Source organism: Parabacteroides sp. AF48-14, from assembly GCF_003477465.1.
GTDB lineage: Bacteria > Bacteroidota > Bacteroidia > Bacteroidales > Tannerellaceae > Parabacteroides > Parabacteroides acidifaciens.
Genome location: NZ_QUDI01000038.1, coordinates 1 through 16,660, shown reverse-complemented (window position 1 = coordinate 16,660; position 16,660 = coordinate 1). Strand labels below are relative to the sequence as shown.

13 protein-coding genes and 2 pseudogenes are annotated in these 16,660 nt (G+C 43.5%); 4 read left to right on the top strand and 11 right to left on the bottom strand.

Features of this window, described 5'->3' with window-relative positions:
- Nucleotide 1 precedes the first annotated feature (1 nt).
- From DW083_RS16590 to DW083_RS16580, 3 genes are all read left to right on the top strand, one after another.
- Nucleotides 2-1,183, top strand: coding sequence for a glycosyltransferase (locus tag DW083_RS16590; RefSeq protein ID WP_122333146.1), 1,182 nt, complete (start codon nt 2-4; stop codon nt 1,181-1,183).
- Between the two features lie 88 nt (nt 1,184-1,271).
- Nucleotides 1,272-2,348 (top strand): radical SAM protein, encoded by a 1,077-nt coding sequence (locus DW083_RS16585; protein WP_122333145.1) that lies wholly within the window; start codon nt 1,272-1,274, stop codon nt 2,346-2,348.
- Nucleotides 2,345-3,436 carry a glycosyltransferase family 4 protein gene (locus tag DW083_RS16580; protein ID WP_122333144.1) on the top strand — a complete coding sequence of 364 codons (1,092 nt, stop codon included), beginning with the start codon at nt 2,345-2,347 and terminating at the stop codon, nt 3,434-3,436. Before DW083_RS16585 ends, DW083_RS16580 begins: the two co-directional genes overlap by 4 nt.
- Before the next feature lie 309 nt (nt 3,437-3,745).
- Here the strand turns inward: DW083_RS16580 and DW083_RS16575 are convergent, their stop codons facing one another.
- The 4 genes from DW083_RS16575 to feoB form a co-directional block, all read right to left on the bottom strand.
- On the bottom strand, nt 3,746-4,783 hold the full coding sequence (locus DW083_RS16575; RefSeq protein ID WP_122333143.1) for a glycosyltransferase: 1,038 nt from the start codon (nt 4,781-4,783) through the stop codon (nt 3,746-3,748).
- Nucleotides 4,784-4,807: 24 nt separating this feature from the next.
- Nucleotides 4,808-5,452 (bottom strand): glycosyltransferase family 4 protein, encoded by a 645-nt coding sequence (locus DW083_RS16570; protein ID WP_158582128.1) that lies wholly within the window; start codon nt 5,450-5,452, stop codon nt 4,808-4,810.
- Between the two features lie 53 nt (nt 5,453-5,505).
- Nucleotides 5,506-7,107: an exo-alpha-sialidase gene (locus tag DW083_RS16565; protein ID WP_122333141.1), complete on the bottom strand. Its 1,602-nt coding sequence runs from the start codon at nt 7,105-7,107 to the stop codon at nt 5,506-5,508.
- Between the two features lie 258 nt (nt 7,108-7,365).
- A complete protein-coding gene (gene feoB / locus DW083_RS16555) occupies nt 7,366-9,846 on the bottom strand; it encodes a ferrous iron transport protein B (RefSeq protein WP_122333139.1) in 2,481 nt (826 codons plus the stop codon).
- 106 nt (nt 9,847-9,952) lie between these two features.
- Between feoB and DW083_RS16550 the strand changes: the two genes are divergently transcribed.
- Entirely contained in the window at nt 9,953-10,384 is a 432-nt protein-coding gene (locus DW083_RS16550) for a 2-amino-4-hydroxy-6-hydroxymethyldihydropteridine diphosphokinase (protein ID WP_122333138.1), read from the top strand.
- Here DW083_RS16550 and DW083_RS16545 read toward each other — a convergent pair.
- The 7 genes and pseudogenes from DW083_RS16545 to DW083_RS23670 form a co-directional block, all read right to left on the bottom strand.
- Entirely contained in the window at nt 10,301-11,338 is a 1,038-nt protein-coding gene (locus tag DW083_RS16545; RefSeq protein WP_122333137.1) for an SAM-dependent methyltransferase, read from the bottom strand. The two genes, DW083_RS16550 and DW083_RS16545, sit on opposite strands and share 84 nt — an antisense overlap.
- Nucleotides 11,328-12,454: pseudogene (locus DW083_RS16540) on the bottom strand (glycosyltransferase family 1 protein). Before DW083_RS16540 ends, DW083_RS16545 begins: the two are co-directional and overlap by 11 nt.
- 5 nt (nt 12,455-12,459) lie before the next feature.
- Complete coding sequence (locus DW083_RS16535; protein WP_122333136.1) at nt 12,460-13,701, bottom strand: glycosyltransferase; 1,242 nt, start codon at nt 13,699-13,701, stop codon at nt 12,460-12,462.
- Nucleotides 13,698-14,783 (bottom strand): polysaccharide deacetylase family protein, encoded by a 1,086-nt coding sequence (locus DW083_RS16530; protein WP_233552249.1) that lies wholly within the window; start codon nt 14,781-14,783, stop codon nt 13,698-13,700. Before DW083_RS16530 ends, DW083_RS16535 begins: the two co-directional genes overlap by 4 nt.
- Nucleotides 14,717-15,013, bottom strand: coding sequence for a hypothetical protein (locus DW083_RS23045; protein WP_233552248.1), 297 nt, complete (start codon nt 15,011-15,013; stop codon nt 14,717-14,719). The genes DW083_RS16530 and DW083_RS23045 overlap by 67 nt, the downstream gene beginning before the upstream one ends.
- A gap of 14 nt (nt 15,014-15,027) precedes the next feature.
- A complete protein-coding gene (locus DW083_RS16525; protein ID WP_122333135.1) occupies nt 15,028-15,663 on the bottom strand; it encodes a PIG-L deacetylase family protein in 636 nt (211 codons plus the stop codon).
- A gap of 12 nt (nt 15,664-15,675) precedes the next feature.
- Nucleotides 15,676-16,634, bottom strand: a pseudogene (locus DW083_RS23670) (GNAT family N-acetyltransferase).
- Between the last annotated feature and the right edge of the window lie 26 nt (nt 16,635-16,660).

Sequence of the window (16,660 nt, the reverse complement as noted above, 5' to 3'; positions counted from 1 at the left end):
TATGGCAAGAATACTTGTAGCGAATAAATTCTATTATCCAAGAGGGGGAGATTGTATTTATACGATCGACTTGGTTGGATTATTACAATCCCATGGTCATGATGTCGCGGTTTTTGCCATGCAGCATCCGGAGACATTGCAAACGCCATGGAATAAATATTTTCCGGAAGAGGTTAAGTTCGGGATGGGAGTGAGCTCTTTTAAAGCGGTTATGCGTCCATTCGGAACGGCTGATGTCATACAAAAATTCAATGCCTTATTGGATGACTTCAAACCGGATATTGTCCATTTGAATAATATTCATTCGCAGCTTTCTCCTGTTATTGCGGAACTGGCGCATAGCCGGGGAATCAAAGTCTTTTGGACATTGCATGATTATAAATTGCTTTGTCCTCGTTATGACTGTTTACAAAATGGAACGATTTGCGAACAGTGTTTGGATAATCTGCATAATGTGGTAAAATATAAATGTCTTAAACATTCATATATAGCGAGTTCTATTGCGTATCTGGAAGCCAGGAAATGGAACCGGGACAGGCTGGAGAAATGTACGGACCAGTTTATTGCTCCGAGCCAGTTCATGTTGGGAAAAATGAAGTCTGGAGGATTTTCCTCTTCAAAGATTACCCAGCTCTATCATTTTGTGGATAAAAAGAAATACGTGAATGTTGATTATAACAAAGAGGACTACTATTGTTATGTCGGACGTTTGTCTTCCGAAAAGGGAGTTACGACTTTAATAGAAGCAGCCAATCAGTTGCCATATAAATTAAAAATCGTAGGAGACGGCCCTTTGAAAGACGAACTGGCTGCTAAGGTAAATAAGGATGCACCGATTGACTTTTTGGGCTTTAAATCATGGGAGGAAGTAAAAACGATTGTAAGTAAAGCTCGTTTTATAGTTGTTCCTTCGGAATGGTATGAAGTTTTAGGACTTGTAATCATAGAAGCGGAATGTGTAGGAACTCCGATATTGGGAGCACGCATTGGTGCGATTCCGGAACTGATAGAAGAAAATGTAAATGGTATGTATTTTGAAAGTCGGAACGTTTCTGATTTATCAGGGAAAATAACCGAGATGTTCAATGCGTCCTTTGACTACCAGACTATTGCAGAGAGAGCACAAAGAAAATTAAGCGCAGAAACATATTATGAGCATCTCATAAAAGTGTATGGTTTATAAACTGTACACAAGAAGTTTTTTTAATTAACTTGTCTTACAATACAGAATAGATTATCTTCGTTTTGTAAGAAAGAAACAATAAAAGCAAATGACTAATCAACAAAGTAAAATACAAAGTCCCACCGATATGTGTATCATCACAACCTATCGGTGCCCCATGCAGTGTAAAATGTGTGACATTTGGCAGAATCCTACGGAGAAAAGTAAAGAAATCCAACCAAAGGAATTGGAACTGTTGCCTAATGTGAAGTTTGTCAATATTACAGGAGGAGAGCCTTTCATACGGGAAGACCTGGATGAAATTGTAGAAGTCCTTTTCAAGAAGTCGCCGCGTGTGGTTATTTCTACATCCGGCTGGTTTGAAGACCGTGTTATCAAATTGGCTGAAAAATATCCGAATATAGGTGTCAGGATAAGCATTGAAGGATTATCTCAGAAGAATGATGAATTGAGAGGCCGTAAAGGTGGATTTGATAAAGGCCTGAGAACGCTTCTTGCATTACGTGAAATGGGGGTTAAGGATATCGGATTTGGCATAACCGTATCGAATAATAATTCAGAGGATATGCTATCCTTATATCATTTGGCCAAACAATTGAATCTTGAATTTGCTACGGCTGCGTTTCATAATTCATACTATTTTCACAAGTATGACAATGTCATAACCAATAAGACGGAGGTTATTTCCAATTTTGAGAAACTTATTTCTTTGCAGATGCAAGAGTCGTCTCCCAAATCCTGGTTCAGGGCATTTTTTAATAACGGATTGATCAATTATATCGAAGGAAACCGGAGAATGCTGCCTTGTGAGGCTGGTTTGGTTAACTTCTTTGTCGATCCTTACGGCGAGGTGTATCCATGCAATGGCCTTGAAGATAAGTATTGGAAAGAAAGTATGGGAAATATCCGTAATGTGACTGATTTTCAGGAAATCTGGCAAAGCGAACAGGCTCAAAGAGTCAGAGAACAAGTTCGCAAATGTCCTAAAAACTGCTGGATGGTAGGTACTGCGTCTCCTGTTATGAAAAAGTATATTCGCTATCCGTTGCAATGGGTTATAAAGAACAAAATGAATAGCCTGTTGAATAAGCCTTTGTGTTTAGAGAAGAAATGGTATGATGTAGGTCAGGATCCGGAGCAAGGTTCTTTAAAAGAAAAATTATGAGAATAGTGGTCGTCGGGCTAAGAGGCTTTCCTAATATACAAGGTGGAGTAGAGACACATTGTGAGGAGTTATTTCCCAGAATAGCAAAGATGGGACATGAAATCATAGTGGTCAGAAGGAAGAACTTTGTGAAAGAGAATCCTCCTCGCTCTGAATATAGAGGTGTTAAATTCAAGGATATTCCAAGCCCTTCCATATCGGGCTTGGAAGCCGCTGTTCATACCGCCTTAGGTATTTTGTATGCCAAAAAAGTGCGTGCAGACATTCTTCACGTTCAGGCAATAGGCCCTTCTGTTATGATCCCTTTGGCCAGGCTGTTAGGCCTCCGGGTTGTTATGACGCATCACGGTCCGGATTATGATCGGGACAAATGGGGAATATTTGCAAAATTCATACTTCGGTTAGGGGAACGTTTTGCGGCAATGGGGGCAAAGGATATTATATCCATATCCACTGTTATTTCGGATATTCTGAAAGAAAAATATAAGCGGGTAAAACGGGTACACCTTATCTTTAATGGAATTACATCTTTTGATGGAATCACTGATTCTACGGATTATTTGGATAGTATCAATTTATCTCCCGGTAAATATATATTGGCTGTCGGCCGGTTTGTGGAAGAAAAAAGATTTGACAAACTGATTGAGGCATATATAAAACTTCATCTTAAAGATTACAAATTAATAATTGCCGGGGATACGGATTATCCAACATCGTATGCACATTTTCTCAAGACATTCGCCCTTGAGAATGAAGTAATCATTCCGGGCATTGTCAAGGGGGAAAAGTTGTATCAATTATATAAACATGCAGCATTGTTTGTCCTTCCTTCTTCTCATGAAGGTTTGCCGATCACCTTGTTAGAGGCAATGGCCTGCCGGCAAAAAGTATTGGTCAGTGATATTCCGGCAAACAAAGCTGTCGGTTTGCCGGAAAAGAATTATTTCAAATTGGATGATATAGAAGATATGATGCATCATATTAAGGATTTGTTAAACAATGGACAGACGAATCAGACATATGATCTGTCAAAATACGATTGGGATAATATCGCAAAAGAGACAGAGAAGGTCTATTTGACAAAATAAAGGGCTGTGTAAACAAGCGTGAAGGTCCTGACTCGTCAGGATCGGTTGTAAAATGGTATTGCAGTACTTCATGGGGCTATAGTGCCGTAAAGGAATGAATCACCCGGCAGATAGAATGAACGATGCGGAATGTGTGCCTCCTCCATACCTACCCGCTATTCATGTCACAGCCGTGAAACAAAAGAAATCCAATTGTAACATAGAAGGAAGACAGTTGTGACATGAAAGGAATACAGCCGTAACATGCAATAGAGGACCGGTGTTTACCCATTATTGATTCACTTTTTCTTGGAACTGCATCTGTAAAACTTAATATCCGAGGTGCTTCTTTAAAAACTCGGCAATCTGTCTTCCCATAGCATATCGGGAAAAATTTTCCAAATACATTTTTCTCGCATTTTCACCTATCTCATTTCGTCTCTTATCATCTGATAGAAACTCACAGACCTGTTGTGCAAATAAATCTATATCTTTTGCGATTGCGACGCCGTTATATCCATCTTTTATGTACATCTCTTGCAATGTGCTTGGCGTTGTAACAATAGTGGTTCTTTTCAACATCATGCTATTAAGCAAGACGGTGTCTCCGGAGCATATGGTCCCATCGTTAATCGGGATTATTACCAAATCGGCATTGGCAATCCAAGGAAATTGTTCATCTCCTGTGATATCGTCCCTTAAGATGACATTCTTGGGCAATTCCTTTTTAGGCATGTAGGTATCACTGATAATTACCAATCTGTGTTTTTCCAGACAGGGAGTACCCCAAACCGATACCAGAAAATCGAAATCCCTGTTTGAGCGTCCAATGGTCAAACTATAGTCGGAACAATCGACCTTTGATTGTTTCCAATTATCAAATAAGTCAGGAACACCAAACCCTCTTACGATGAATTTGCTTTTATCGACACCCAGTTCTTCGCTACAGCTTTCAACATAGTTATAGCTTGGTACATGCATAAAATCCAAATAGATATTATCTACGCAGTACTTCATGTATTTATAGTAAATGGAACCTAAGAATCCTTTCTTTCTTTTGTAAGTGAAATTCAGAGCAACGATTTTAGTGGATTTCTTGACTTTAAACAGTCTGCAATAGAATGCCATGTTTAAAGCATAAAATTGTTGCCATCCCAACAACAGGTCGCATTTTTCCCTACTTAAAAAGAATAGTAAGGGAGCCATAAAGTATTTGATATAGCGGAATATATTGATAAGTTTATTTTTTTGTCCATAATCACTGCGTGCAACTTTGATTGTGCACTCTTCTTTCAAAACAGAAGAGATGGCTTCTGAAAAGGTTTGTACTTCTTCTCTATCACAATCAACAAATAAAATACATTTCATACTCTTAATGCTTATGATTATTTATTACGACTTGGAATTCAATAGTTTATTAAATAAATTCTCCCATTGTCCCATGACCTGTTCAACGGAATAGCGCATGATGTTGGATCTGGCTTTTTCTCCCATCCGGCAACGGAGAGGCTCGTCACCCATAAGAAGAGACAGCTTTTCTGATAAAGCTTGAATATCACCGACCGGTGTAATAAAGCCATCTTCTCCCTGTGATATAATTTCTGAAGGACCACAAGGTGCTGCAAAGCTTACGCATGGCAAACCGCATGCCATTGCTTCCGGTAGAACCATTGGAAAACCTTCGTAGCGGGAACTCATTACATAAATAGAGGCATTCAAGTACTTGTCGGCAATGTCACGTGTCGGTGGAAAAATATGTACGGAATCGCCAATCGCATATTGCTGGATAATTGATTGTAATTTCGCGTAATCTTCTCCTTGCCCATAGATGGCAAGTTGCCAGTCCGGATGCTTTTGAACCACTTTGTTCCAAGCTTCCAGTAGCATGTCATATCCTTTTTGCACGGTTAGCCGTCCTACACTGATTACTTGTTTGTTCAGGCAAGTGGAACCTTTTTCAGGTATGAAGGATATTGCATTGGTGATTACATATAGATTTCGGATATTTTTCCAATCTTTCGCATCTTCTTTTGTCAATACTACAAATGCATCATAATGGTTGATAAATGATTGTTTACGCCATTCTTTCGTTAAAGCAAACCACTTCTGATATGTAGGGCCCCGTTATATTTGAGTTCAATAGCACGCGAATAGCGGGAAAAATGATATTGCAATATTTTCAGGCTCCCGTCTTTTAACGAGTGAAGAAAAGAGAGTTCGTGATCAAATAGGGAGATTGTAAAATCCGGTCGCAATACATGCAAGAGCTCATTTAACTTGCGTTTATGCTCCTTTCCTTTCCGTATCCGATTCCATATCTTCACCGGAGACATGGAGTTATTAACTGCCTCGTAACATATGTTGAGATTATGGAAATTAATTTTATCGGAGAATTCGAATGCCGGCTTTTCCCGTAGAGGAATCTCTGTTGTCACAATATGTACGTCATGTCCATGTTCTGCAAAATGATTTGCTTGGATGGAGAGTGTTCGTTCTGTTCCTCCAGCCCGTGAATGGTCGGAAATACAATATACAATTTTCATGATACGATAATTTAAATAGAATGGTGTATCTTTAGTTTTGACATATCTGCTTAATATTTTGTATACACCAATTTTTAAGCTGCCCAGCCCCATTTTTTCCTTTTCAGCTATACTATATAAGATAAGCATTTCATTTGCTGATAAAAATTCAATGGCAGGATAACAAGCTGAATATCCTTTTTTATTTTCAAGGATGGACTTTCTTTTCCAGCTTTGGCCTTCATCCATAGATCCTGCAACACAGAGAGGCATCCGCTCTTCATTACTCATATTCCAAACAGCGACAAGAGCATCCGTGTATGGATTTCTGGCAATTGAAGCTGGCGACAAAGGTGATTGGAGGGTACTGGATGTTACTTTGCTCCAGGAATACCCTTTGTCTTTCGAATATGAATAGTATTGCCATCCCCAATTTGTCCTGATATACATCAGGATATTTCCATTTAGCAATTCTATGATTCCCGGTTCTTGAAAAATCAAACCTTTTTGAGCAGAAGGAACAGAGTTACCTTGATGCCAGGTTTTTCCTAAGTCATCAGAATAGTAACAGTAGATTGTGCCGTTCCCTTGGAATACTCCATCCTGAAAAGAATGTTTGGATACAGGGATTACAATTCGTCCCGTCGATAATTGAATTGCCCGGCTATTATTCATTACGAAATATCCACTTTCCGGCTTGATACATGCTATCGGCTCAGACCAGGTTTCAGCGTCGTCATTGGAAAACCTGACAACAGGATAGCAATCCGTATTACTGTTTTTTACAAGATAGAACAGGGCGATTGTATTGTTGCTTAACTTCAACAGGGAGGCTGACATGACATTTAAACTATTTTCCCGGTTTATAAATTCAGCTTCCTCAGACCAACTTTTTCCTCTGTCTGTAGAGATACGCTTAACTAACGTTGCCGGGCTGTGATCATAAAAATCTCCGTGAAATTTTGTGTACACTAATAGAAGGAGATCTTCTCTGATCTGTATAATATCCCCTTCGCTTCTTCTTGGTATGTCCAATGATGATTCGATAAATAGTGATTCTGATTTTAATGCATAGGTTAAAATTTCTTCTTCTATTTCTTCCGAAGAACAACTAATGAAACAACAAACGAGGATAAAATAAATCCAGCTGAAATTTACATTCTTAGCCATATCGAACCGTTAATTATTGTTTCGTAAAGATATAACAATTACTCTATAAATCTTGCTCTTATAGTATTTTTAACATGTCCTTTGATCCTTGATTTTTTTTACATCCTTGAGGTTACATCCCGTACATCCGCAACACGGATCACCGGCTTTGGGAGGATGGGCCAACAGCTTGTATATTTTCCTGCCTATATACAAGAGGACGATGAGACCAATGATGATAATTGCTATTTCTTGCCACATGGTGAAATGTTTTGTTGTTTATCCGAATAAATTCATAAAGAAATGTCCTGTCTGGTAGACAAGGCATGAGACAACCCATGCCAGCGTACAAGTATAGGCAATCACGAAGAGCCCCCATTTCCAGGACCCCGATTCGTTCACGATCGCAGAAATGGTTGCGATACAAGGGAAATAGATCAGAACAAAGAGCATGAAACTCAATGCAATCAGAGGCGTGAACACCGGTTCGCCCTCTGCATTCCGGTCTTGTTTCAGGCGCTCGGTAAGAACCTGTTCGTCGTCTGATTCTCCGGTATATAAAACACTCAATGTGCTGACAACAACCTCCTTGGCTGCCATACCAGTCAGCAGGCTGACACTCATTTTCCAATCGAAGCCTAACGGATGAAGTATGGGCTGTATCGTTTGGCCGATACGTCCGATATAGGAATTTTGCTGATGCTCCATCGACTTCAGACGTTCCAGTTCGTCTATCGCTTCTGTTCTCTTTTCCTCGTTTGTTTCGGATTGTTCTATTTCTGCAATTTGTTTGTCGAAAATGTCTCCGCCTTCCGAGTGGCGCGGGAAATAGCCGAGGAACCAGATGAGGATGGATGCGATCAGGATGATGCCTCCCATCTTATGCAAGTATTGTTTGGCTTTTTCCCACATATGGATCACGATAGACTTTCCTGTCGGCATACGATAGGGGGGAAGCTCCATTACGAACGGCACGTCTTCCTCGTTAAAAAGGAAACGCTTGAATAAACGCGCCATCAGGACAGCCAGCAAGATACCCGAAGAGTAGAGGATCAGCATCACTGTTCCTGCCGTTTGTGGGAAGAAAGCTCCCGTCAGAAGGACGTAAACCGGAAGACGGGCGCTACAACTCATTAACGGATTGACCAGCATGGTTATCATCCGGCTATTCCGGCTTTCGATCGTACGGGATGCCATGATGGCCGGAACGTTGCAACCGAACCCCATTACAAGCGGAATAAACGATTTTCCGTGCAGCCCCATCTTATGCATGATTTTATCCATGATGAAAGCGGCACGTGCCATGTAGCCCGAATCTTCCATAAAGGAGATGAATGCATAGAGTATCAGGATGTTGGGCAGGAATACGATGACACCTCCCACACCTCCGATTATGCCGTCTACCAACAGGTCTTTCAGCGGTCCTTCGCTCATGTTGCCTCGTACAAACTCACTGATCCAGCCTACGAGCGACTCGATCCATCCCATCGGGTATTCGCCGACACGGAAAGTCGCTTCAAACATAACCCACATGAAGAGGATAAAGATCGGGAAACCTAAGACTTTGTGAGTGACAAAAAGGTCGATGATCTGTGTGCTGGTTGCTTCATGTATCTTGTTTGGCTCGTATGTCTCGCGCAGCGCACCGGAGATGAATCCGTAACGGGCGTTCGTGAAAGCTGTTTCGCAGTCTTCTTTCAGGAGTGTTTCGATTTGTGCTGCGCAGCGGTCACGTTCCTGTATGACGGTTTCGGATCCGGGTAATGCTTTTACAAACGATTCGACTTCGGGATCGCCTTCAAGGAGTTTGATAGAAAGGTATCGTTTGGAAAGGCTTTTTGAGACGTTCCCATTCAGTTTCAATTCATGTCTTACACTGTAAATGGCCTTTTCCAACACATCGCCATAGTTGATATGGATATGGCGGAGCACCGGGTCTTCCTCTTCATACACTTTGATGACCCGATTAAAAAGATCTTCTATGCCAAAACCGGTTTTACTGACTGTCGGGACGATCGGCGTACCGATCATGCGTGCGAGCGATTCGTGATCGAATTTATTACCATGGCGTTCCAGCTCGTCGTACATATTGAGAGCGATTACCATACGCATATCCATGTCGATCAGTTGGCAGGTCAGGTACAGGTTGCGTTCGAGGTTGGATGCGTCGACTACGTTGATGACTACGTCCGGCTGCTCTTCGTTCAGATGTTTGCGGACGTAAAGTTCTTCCGGCGTGTAAGCCGACAACGAATAAGTCCCCGGCAGGTCTACAATCTTAAACGTATATCCGTTTTGATGGAATGTTCCGGCTTTTGCATCGACTGTCACACCACTGTAGTTTCCGACATGTTCGTGCGCGCCGGAAGCAAAGTTGAACAAGGATGTTTTGCCGCAATTGGGATTACCCACCAATGCGACATTGATCGTCTTTCCTTTGTGCATGGCCATGGCCTGCAAGCTTTTGTTGGATGGCAGGATATAGGAATCGGCCGAACGGTTTTCCGGTTGAAGCGTGTCGGCTTCTGCAAATTCGGCAGCACTGACCACCTCTATCATCTTTGCGTCATTTCGTCTTAAAGAGACGTCATAACCCATTACACGATAGTGGATTGGGTCTTTAAGTGGAGCGTTTTGTATGACATCGACTTCTTTCCCCCTGATAAATCCCATTTCGATAATGCGTTTGCGGAAGGCTCCGCGTCCCATTACCTTGACTATAACCCCTTTTTCGCCTGTGCGAAGTTCCGATAATCTCATCTTTTTTTAATCTTGCGCAAAGGTAGTATGAAATGGTAATATGGTCAATACCGTATTGTAGGTATTTTTTGTTAGTTTTGCGTTTGAAAAGGCTTTAATATACACTATGCGAAATAGAGCGATATTATGTTTAGGGTCCAATTGGGATTGCGAATCGAATATACATTCGGCGGGTGAGTTGTTGCGGGGATATTTCTGCCCGATACATTTTTCGGAGCCTGTTTATACGGAACCTGTCGGGTTGCCTGCTTCGGGGTTATTCCTGAATCAGGCGGTTGTAGCCTATACAGACTGTTGTCTGGAAGAGGTGAGGCGATCTCTAAAGGAGATGGAAAAGGTTTTGGGCCGTATGCCGGATAGCAAGGAAAAGGGGCAGATCCCGATTGATATAGACCTGCTCCTTTGGAATAACGAAATATTGAAACCTGCCGACTGGGAAAAGGAGTATGTGCAATTACTCATGTCTTCTGCTTTTGAATCCGGCCAAAATGATATAAGGAGAGAGGCGGTATCTGAAAAAATCAATATGGTCGAGTAGAAAGTTCGCCATCCGGGCCAACATTCTTGCCAAAGGATTCTTCCGGGAGGTATAATAATGACCGGTACAAACAGCAAGAGTATGACCATGAGGCCGCAAGTATTGGGCATATTCTTCAAAAGGAAGGATTCGTTCCATATAATTGCCTGTTTCCGGGTCGCATGTGTTATGCTTGTCTTGGAGGGAAGGAATTGTGTACGAACCTGTCCCTTCCATATTGTTTGATTGTATAAAGTATTTGATGTCGTCGTAGATCATCCCCCGTGTGAGGGCGGCATATTCACGGGCTTTCTCAGCTGGCATATCCGGATAGGTCCGGGTAATGAATTCCAGACGTTTGGTGTAATAATTGGGAGTGATGATATTCCCTTTTTCATACATATCCATCTCTTTATATAGTTGTCTCTTTTTCCGGATATTCATCGGATTGGAGCCGGTTGTGAATACCATGCCCAGCTCTTCGTTGATGGATGTCAGGTCTGCAAAGAAGCGGCGAAGATTGTATATATGTTCGATTACGTCGATCGCGATCAACAGTTCGGGTTTTACCTGATTCTCTTTACACCACTTTACCAGGTCGGGAGAATCGCCGCAAATGATTACGTCCGGTCCAGCCAGGTCCAATGCACGACTGATCTCTCTGACCGCGATAACAGATTGCGGATTTCGGTCGATATATATGACTTGTTTGACATTGATAGCTTTCAGTAGCAGACTTAAAAAGCCACATCCGCCCCCGTAGTCGACTATAGTCAGGTCTTTATGGTCTTTTTTGAGGGCTAAAACACTGATGAATAAAGTCCTAATGTAAATGTCTTTATAATAGGATATTACTGGCGTTATGTGTGCAAGATACTGCTTATTGTAGTCACTGATAGGCAATTTGTTAAAATCACAATTAAGTACCTTCTCAATGAACTTTTCCATTATATTTTTAAATTCTTCAATTTCCATAAATAAAGTTGTTTAGACGTTCGCCTTGATATTGATTGGAGTAGGTCGGATACAGAGCGTTGCTCCGTTGTTCGACCGATTCCGGGTTTATTTCCGTCTGCATCAATTCCCGGCAGGTACGGATCATTTCCTCCGGTGTATTGGCTATATGGCAAAGTTGTTCCAGGCCGCTACCGGTTACCATCAGGCTGTTTACCATCGTATGCCGTCCGGCAAAAAGGCTGTTCAGCAGTTTCAGCTTCAAGCCGGTTGCCTGGAAAGTAACCAATGCATGCACTTGTGCTTCGTGTATCAGTTCGCTCATCCGTTCTTCCGTCGGGTTGGCTTCGATATGGATATTCGGGAACGGGGCGGCTGCTTTCAATAAGGAAGAGGGCGGATTCATACCGGCGATAATACAGCGGCAGTTCAGTTTGCTGAATACGTTTTGGATCAGGAACAGGGCAGCCTGGGTGTTTTCGATAACCGACAACTTGCCGTGATACAGGATGAAATCGGACGAACCGGGCTTTACCGTAATCCGGTCATTCGTGTGAAAGCAAGGCATAAATTCGATCCGCTTGTCCGGAAACTGGCGGCGCAGATAATCCGTGTCGGTTGTCGATACGGCGATCACCAAGTCGGCATGTCTCACTACTTTTTGGTATCGTTTGAAGCGCCAAGCCTCTATCCGGAAGAAACATTTCCGGACCGGATGACTTTCTGCTTGTGCCAGATGATTGTAATAATCATGCTCTATATTTGCTTCCCGATATATCTTTATCCGGTTTTTCAGCCGGGAATCACTCATGTAATAACAGCAATGAAGTCCTTCGAACAGGATCGGGTAATCGTTCTTCAGCAGGTTGGCGATTAATTGCGGTTCTTTGCGGCTGTACACATTGTAGGGCAGCAGGCTGATGTTGGTACGTAATCCCGTATGTCGTTTGTAATAATATACCTTCTCACACATTGCTTCCAATTCTGGCGAATGTGGCCGTTCATATTCGAAGCAGTGCAGGATGATTTTTACACCACACTGGCGTAATGCCTCATCTTATAGTACACATCGATAATCCCCCCGTAATTGGCCGGCCAGGGAATATTGAATGCGATTATGTTCAGGTATTTCTCCATGTCTGTCATTTGCTGTTCAGGCGGGTAAAGATACGCATAAATTGCTCCGCTTGTCTTTTACGGGAGAAATGTTCGATTGCTTCCCTGTCCACCTCTATGCGCGTATATCCCTTTTCCTGCCAGAAGAGATAGTGTTGCAAGATAAATTGGTAAACTTCATCTGCTGTCCGGGCTGCTAAGCCGGTATGTGTTTTGTTGATGGCGGATTCCAGGCAACTTTCGTCACTCTTTACGCAAAGCAAGGGTTTCTCGACAGCCATTGCTTCAAAAAGTTTGGTAGTCATAAAACCTTTGGGACCATCGGAAGAAAACTTATTGGCCAGTTGCAGCAAAATAGAACTGCGGTTCAGGATGCCGGGGATCTCGGATGCCGGGACATAATCGGAGAAATCCATGTACCGTTCGATCGGATAGGATGCCGCCGCCTGCTTTATCATGGTTGCCGATTCGGAATCGACATACCATTGTATCCGAAACTGTTCCGGTGAAATGCGCTTTTCCCGGTCGAGCCGGTCGATGGCTTCAAAGAGAAGGCGCGGGTCACGGGTTGCCAGACTGATCAGACGGCCGGTATAGGTTATGACGAAACGGGATGTCCGGTGTTGTTCGGGAAAAAAGATTTCCGGATCGTAGCCGTTATAAATAAGTTCCGTTTGCAGGTTGTATGCCTTAAGTTTCTCTACGTGCCAGGGGGAAACGGTCGTGACGCAATCCGCTTTCTTCAATGCTTCATTCCTGTCCCGTAGCAGTTTGTTACGGAAAGCAGTGGTAACTTTCTTATCCAGCCAGGGGAATAGCCGGAAGCTGTGGGCAATATATTCGGTAGCGGCATATTGCTCGATGATATCACGCAAGTCGGCAACAAACGGAAGATGGTATTTCTTGGCCAGTGCTTTGGCTGCTGGTAGAGGAAAGGCCCGGTAAGTACTGCAAAGTATTCCGTCGTAACCGCCCTCTTCCAGTAAACGGGAAGCCGCTTTTGCTATCTTTTTATCTTTATAGTGGAAAAGAAAGTCCAGAATAAGCACGAATATCCATTCCAGTTTTCGCAGGATCTCTCCTTTCGAATGGAAAAAGTTGATGTAAGTGACCGGTATGTCACCTTGCAGGAAGGAAAAAGTCTTGTCGTCGATCTGCTCGGTGACCACGACAGGAGTCCATCCGGCCCGTTTCATGTATTTGCATAAATACCCCATTCGAGGACCGAAAGCGGGGGGAAACATATCACATAATATCAGTATCTTCATGCTTTCTTTAGTTCTTCAATGATGGCGGCAAATAGCTTGCGTTGCCAGTCGACGGAAACATTCGGTTTGATCCGGTCGGTAATGGAATCGTTATGCCAGAGTAAAACCAACTCACCGTTGCTCTCTGCTACTTGTCCGGCCAATTGTAGGGAGTAGGCCAAGGCTTCCTCATAGCTGAGATTCATGTACACCGGTTCGTTCAGGCTGCATTCCATAATGGTCAGCGGATGGAGGACGAGCGACGAGATCCGTTTGTTTTCCGGATTGATCCAATGTACGGGGCGGCAGGTTCCGAGACGAAAACCGGCCACATCTGGATAACCCATTGTGAAATCGTCCGTTATTCCGGCTTTTTCCAACCAGTCCATATCTTCCGGTTCGCATGAAGCCAGATAATGGTGGCGGTTGTAGTTAACCGGTCCTCCGGCCTGTTTCTCCAACAGTTCCTTTTCAGCAGCAATAAGCGCCGGGGTCTTGCCGGCATCGTAGCTGGTGTGCAGGCCGATTCGACCGTTTTCAGTTTTGCAGAGGAGCAACAACTCTTGCAGCTCTTTTGAGTGCAATTTATAATAAGGCCTGTCGTAAACGGATGATCCCCCCGATTTGATAAAGAAAACAGATTCGCAACGTTCTTTACCGATGGCCTTTTTCAGTTCATTTCCTTGTTCCAATAGCCAGGGAAACGTGTAGAACGGGTCTTCCCGCAACGGGCCGCAGAATATTTTCCACGCTTGTGCGAATCCGATGCCTTTGACCGTTTCCCGTATCAGATTGCGGAAAGTCCGGCAAAAGAAAGGAGCGTCCACATCATGTGTCAGCCATACTTTTTGTATTTGTGGAGCCGGCTCGGTTGCCGATTGCACACGCGCCTGGCGTAACCAGCGGCGCAACAGTTTCCCGTATTCGTCAACGATCGGGCGATGAATGAATCCGGCTTTATAAGGTAAAGACTCTTTTCCGGGGAAGCGGCCGTGTATGTCCCGCACGTTCCGTTTCCGTATCTCTTCATATCGTGTCAGGAGGAAGTAGGCGCTGGCAACGATGTCGGCATGCACCACCCATGTATCGCCGTACCATTCCACCTTTGGGGAACCGAATAATAAGGGAACACCTCAATTTCGTTTAGCGGCAGTCCAGGCATGGACTCGGCTGTCCCGTAGACTTCATCCCGGAAGAAAGGAGAGGGGATGATGACCACGCGATAGTGGGAGAACTTGTTCGGGTCCGAAGTGTAGCCCACCAGGCTACTCAACGTACCGGCTCTTTCTCCCCCGATCAGAAATTTGATGATGTATTTGATAAAGTCCCTCATGATCAATTTACTGTTTACAGGAACAGGCGAACGACTTCGAACGCTTCGGCATAAGGGCAACCGGCTTGTACGCCGCGTGCCTTAGCCAGCGAAAAGATAAACTCTTCGGAGAGATAGTCGCGTGCTCCCTGCGATTCGTATGCTTTCAATGCTTTCACTTTGGCCTGGATGTGTTCCCGGCTCAGTTCGACGAAGCATTGCGTGTTGAATGTCAGATTGTTCCAGATTAGTTCGTAGCCTAATAAAGTCGTGTTTTTGAAAGCCCGCAAGCCTTCCTGGGCGATTGTCGTATGATCCTGATGGATATCGTGAAGGCTTGGAATGAAGACCAGATCAAAGTTATTCGCCTTTTTGAGGCGGATCAGTTCTTCCAGTATTTCTTGTCGGGCATATCCTAACTTGCGCACTTCGTAATTGTAAATGATAAGATTTTCCGGTAATATGCCTAACAGGGCAGTCGCCTTTCTCACTTCCGTTTTTAGGACATCCTTCGGGAAACCTTCGGGCACGGACTGTTGGGCGGTAGAGAAAGCGACATAGGTTACTTTCTTTCCCAATCCTACCAATTTGCTTATCGTTCCTCCCAATCCTAATTCCCCGTCGTCGGTATGGGGGGCTAAGACCAGTATGTTGTTGTAGCTGTTTAACATGCTAATTCGGACTTATGGATTATGAGTTATAACTCTTTTCATTTTTAAATAGACTCTATTTAATAAACTTAGTTTTCCTCTGGTTATTGTGAAGAAAGGCGTTTGAATTGCACCAAATTCTCGGAAAAAGCGTTCGACTCCCGGTATCATGGAACCTTCAAAGTCGAATACGTCTGTAAATTGTGAGACGTAACGGATACATTCCCATAATATAAGGCTATGCGCACCGGATTCCCGTAAGGCCGGATCGCCTCCGCCTGCCAGATACCAAGCCGAACTTTCCTGCCAGACGATAAAAACGGCTGCGTGTAAACGTCCCTGATCGTCGTATCCTCCCCATAAGTCTCCCTGGTTTCGTTCCCGGCAGACGTTGATCAGTTTTACCAGTGTTTCCGTGTCTTCCTTATTCGTAGTATGTTGACGTTCGAATGTCTGTGCCTGTACTTTCAGGAATTCTTCGATGGAAATACCTCTCTTAGCAGTGATATGATATTTGTCTTTTGCTTTTGTGATGTTCCGGCGGATATTGGGACTCATGTTTTCCCGGAGCGCGTCTGCATTCTGAATACCTTTCAGCAGGTATGTATAACGCGTAGTTTGTTGGTAACCCTCCCAATAGAAAGGCAGCCAATCGGTAATATTATAATGGAAGTTTTGCAGGAAATGCGGATAAGGTTTCAGGTTTTCCAGTAATTGTTTGCATAAAGTTTGCCGCCTGCCTAATGCCTCGTGTATTTGGTATCACCGGATTCGGGTGCGAACCAGGGACCCATCGTTTGTGTGCAGGAAGGCATCGAAATAATATTCCGTTGTGGAATGTAAAGCGGCATAGCTGCCGTGATTTTCCCTTTTTCTTCCACCAATAAGACCTCCCATCTGTCTTTGCCGCAAACCGTATCGAGCCACCAGTCACGGGAGAAAATGGGAATGCTTTTCTCGGTGCTGCAAAGTTGATGGTATTTGTCTTTCATTTTTACTGTATGATTTAACTGTTACT

What these genes read in the sequence shown, in the direction of transcription:
- DW083_RS16590 (WP_122333146.1), top strand. Translation starts at nt 2, where the DNA reads ATGGCAAGAATACTTGTAGCGAATAAATTCTATTATCCAAGAGGGGGA.
- DW083_RS16585 (WP_122333145.1), top strand. Translation starts at nt 1,272, where the DNA reads ATGACTAATCAACAAAGTAAAATACAAAGTCCCACCGATATGTGTATC.
- DW083_RS16580 (WP_122333144.1), top strand. Translation starts at nt 2,345, where the DNA reads ATGAGAATAGTGGTCGTCGGGCTAAGAGGCTTTCCTAATATACAAGGT.
- DW083_RS16575 (WP_122333143.1), bottom strand. Translation starts at nt 4,783, where the DNA reads ATGAAATGTATTTTATTTGTTGATTGTGATAGAGAAGAAGTACAAACC.
- DW083_RS16565 (WP_122333141.1), bottom strand. Translation starts at nt 7,107, where the DNA reads ATGGCTAAGAATGTAAATTTCAGCTGGATTTATTTTATCCTCGTTTGT.
- feoB (WP_122333139.1), bottom strand. Translation starts at nt 9,846, where the DNA reads ATGAGATTATCGGAACTTCGCACAGGCGAAAAAGGGGTTATAGTCAAG.
- DW083_RS16550 (WP_122333138.1), top strand. Translation starts at nt 9,953, where the DNA reads ATGCGAAATAGAGCGATATTATGTTTAGGGTCCAATTGGGATTGCGAA.
- DW083_RS16545 (WP_122333137.1), bottom strand. Translation starts at nt 11,338, where the DNA reads ATGGAAATTGAAGAATTTAAAAATATAATGGAAAAGTTCATTGAGAAG.
- DW083_RS16535 (WP_122333136.1), bottom strand. Translation starts at nt 13,701, where the DNA reads ATGAAGATACTGATATTATGTGATATGTTTCCCCCCGCTTTCGGTCCT.
- DW083_RS23045 (WP_233552248.1), bottom strand. Translation starts at nt 15,013, where the DNA reads ATGAGGGACTTTATCAAATACATCATCAAATTTCTGATCGGGGGAGAA.
- DW083_RS16525 (WP_122333135.1), bottom strand. Translation starts at nt 15,663, where the DNA reads ATGTTAAACAGCTACAACAACATACTGGTCTTAGCCCCCCATACCGAC.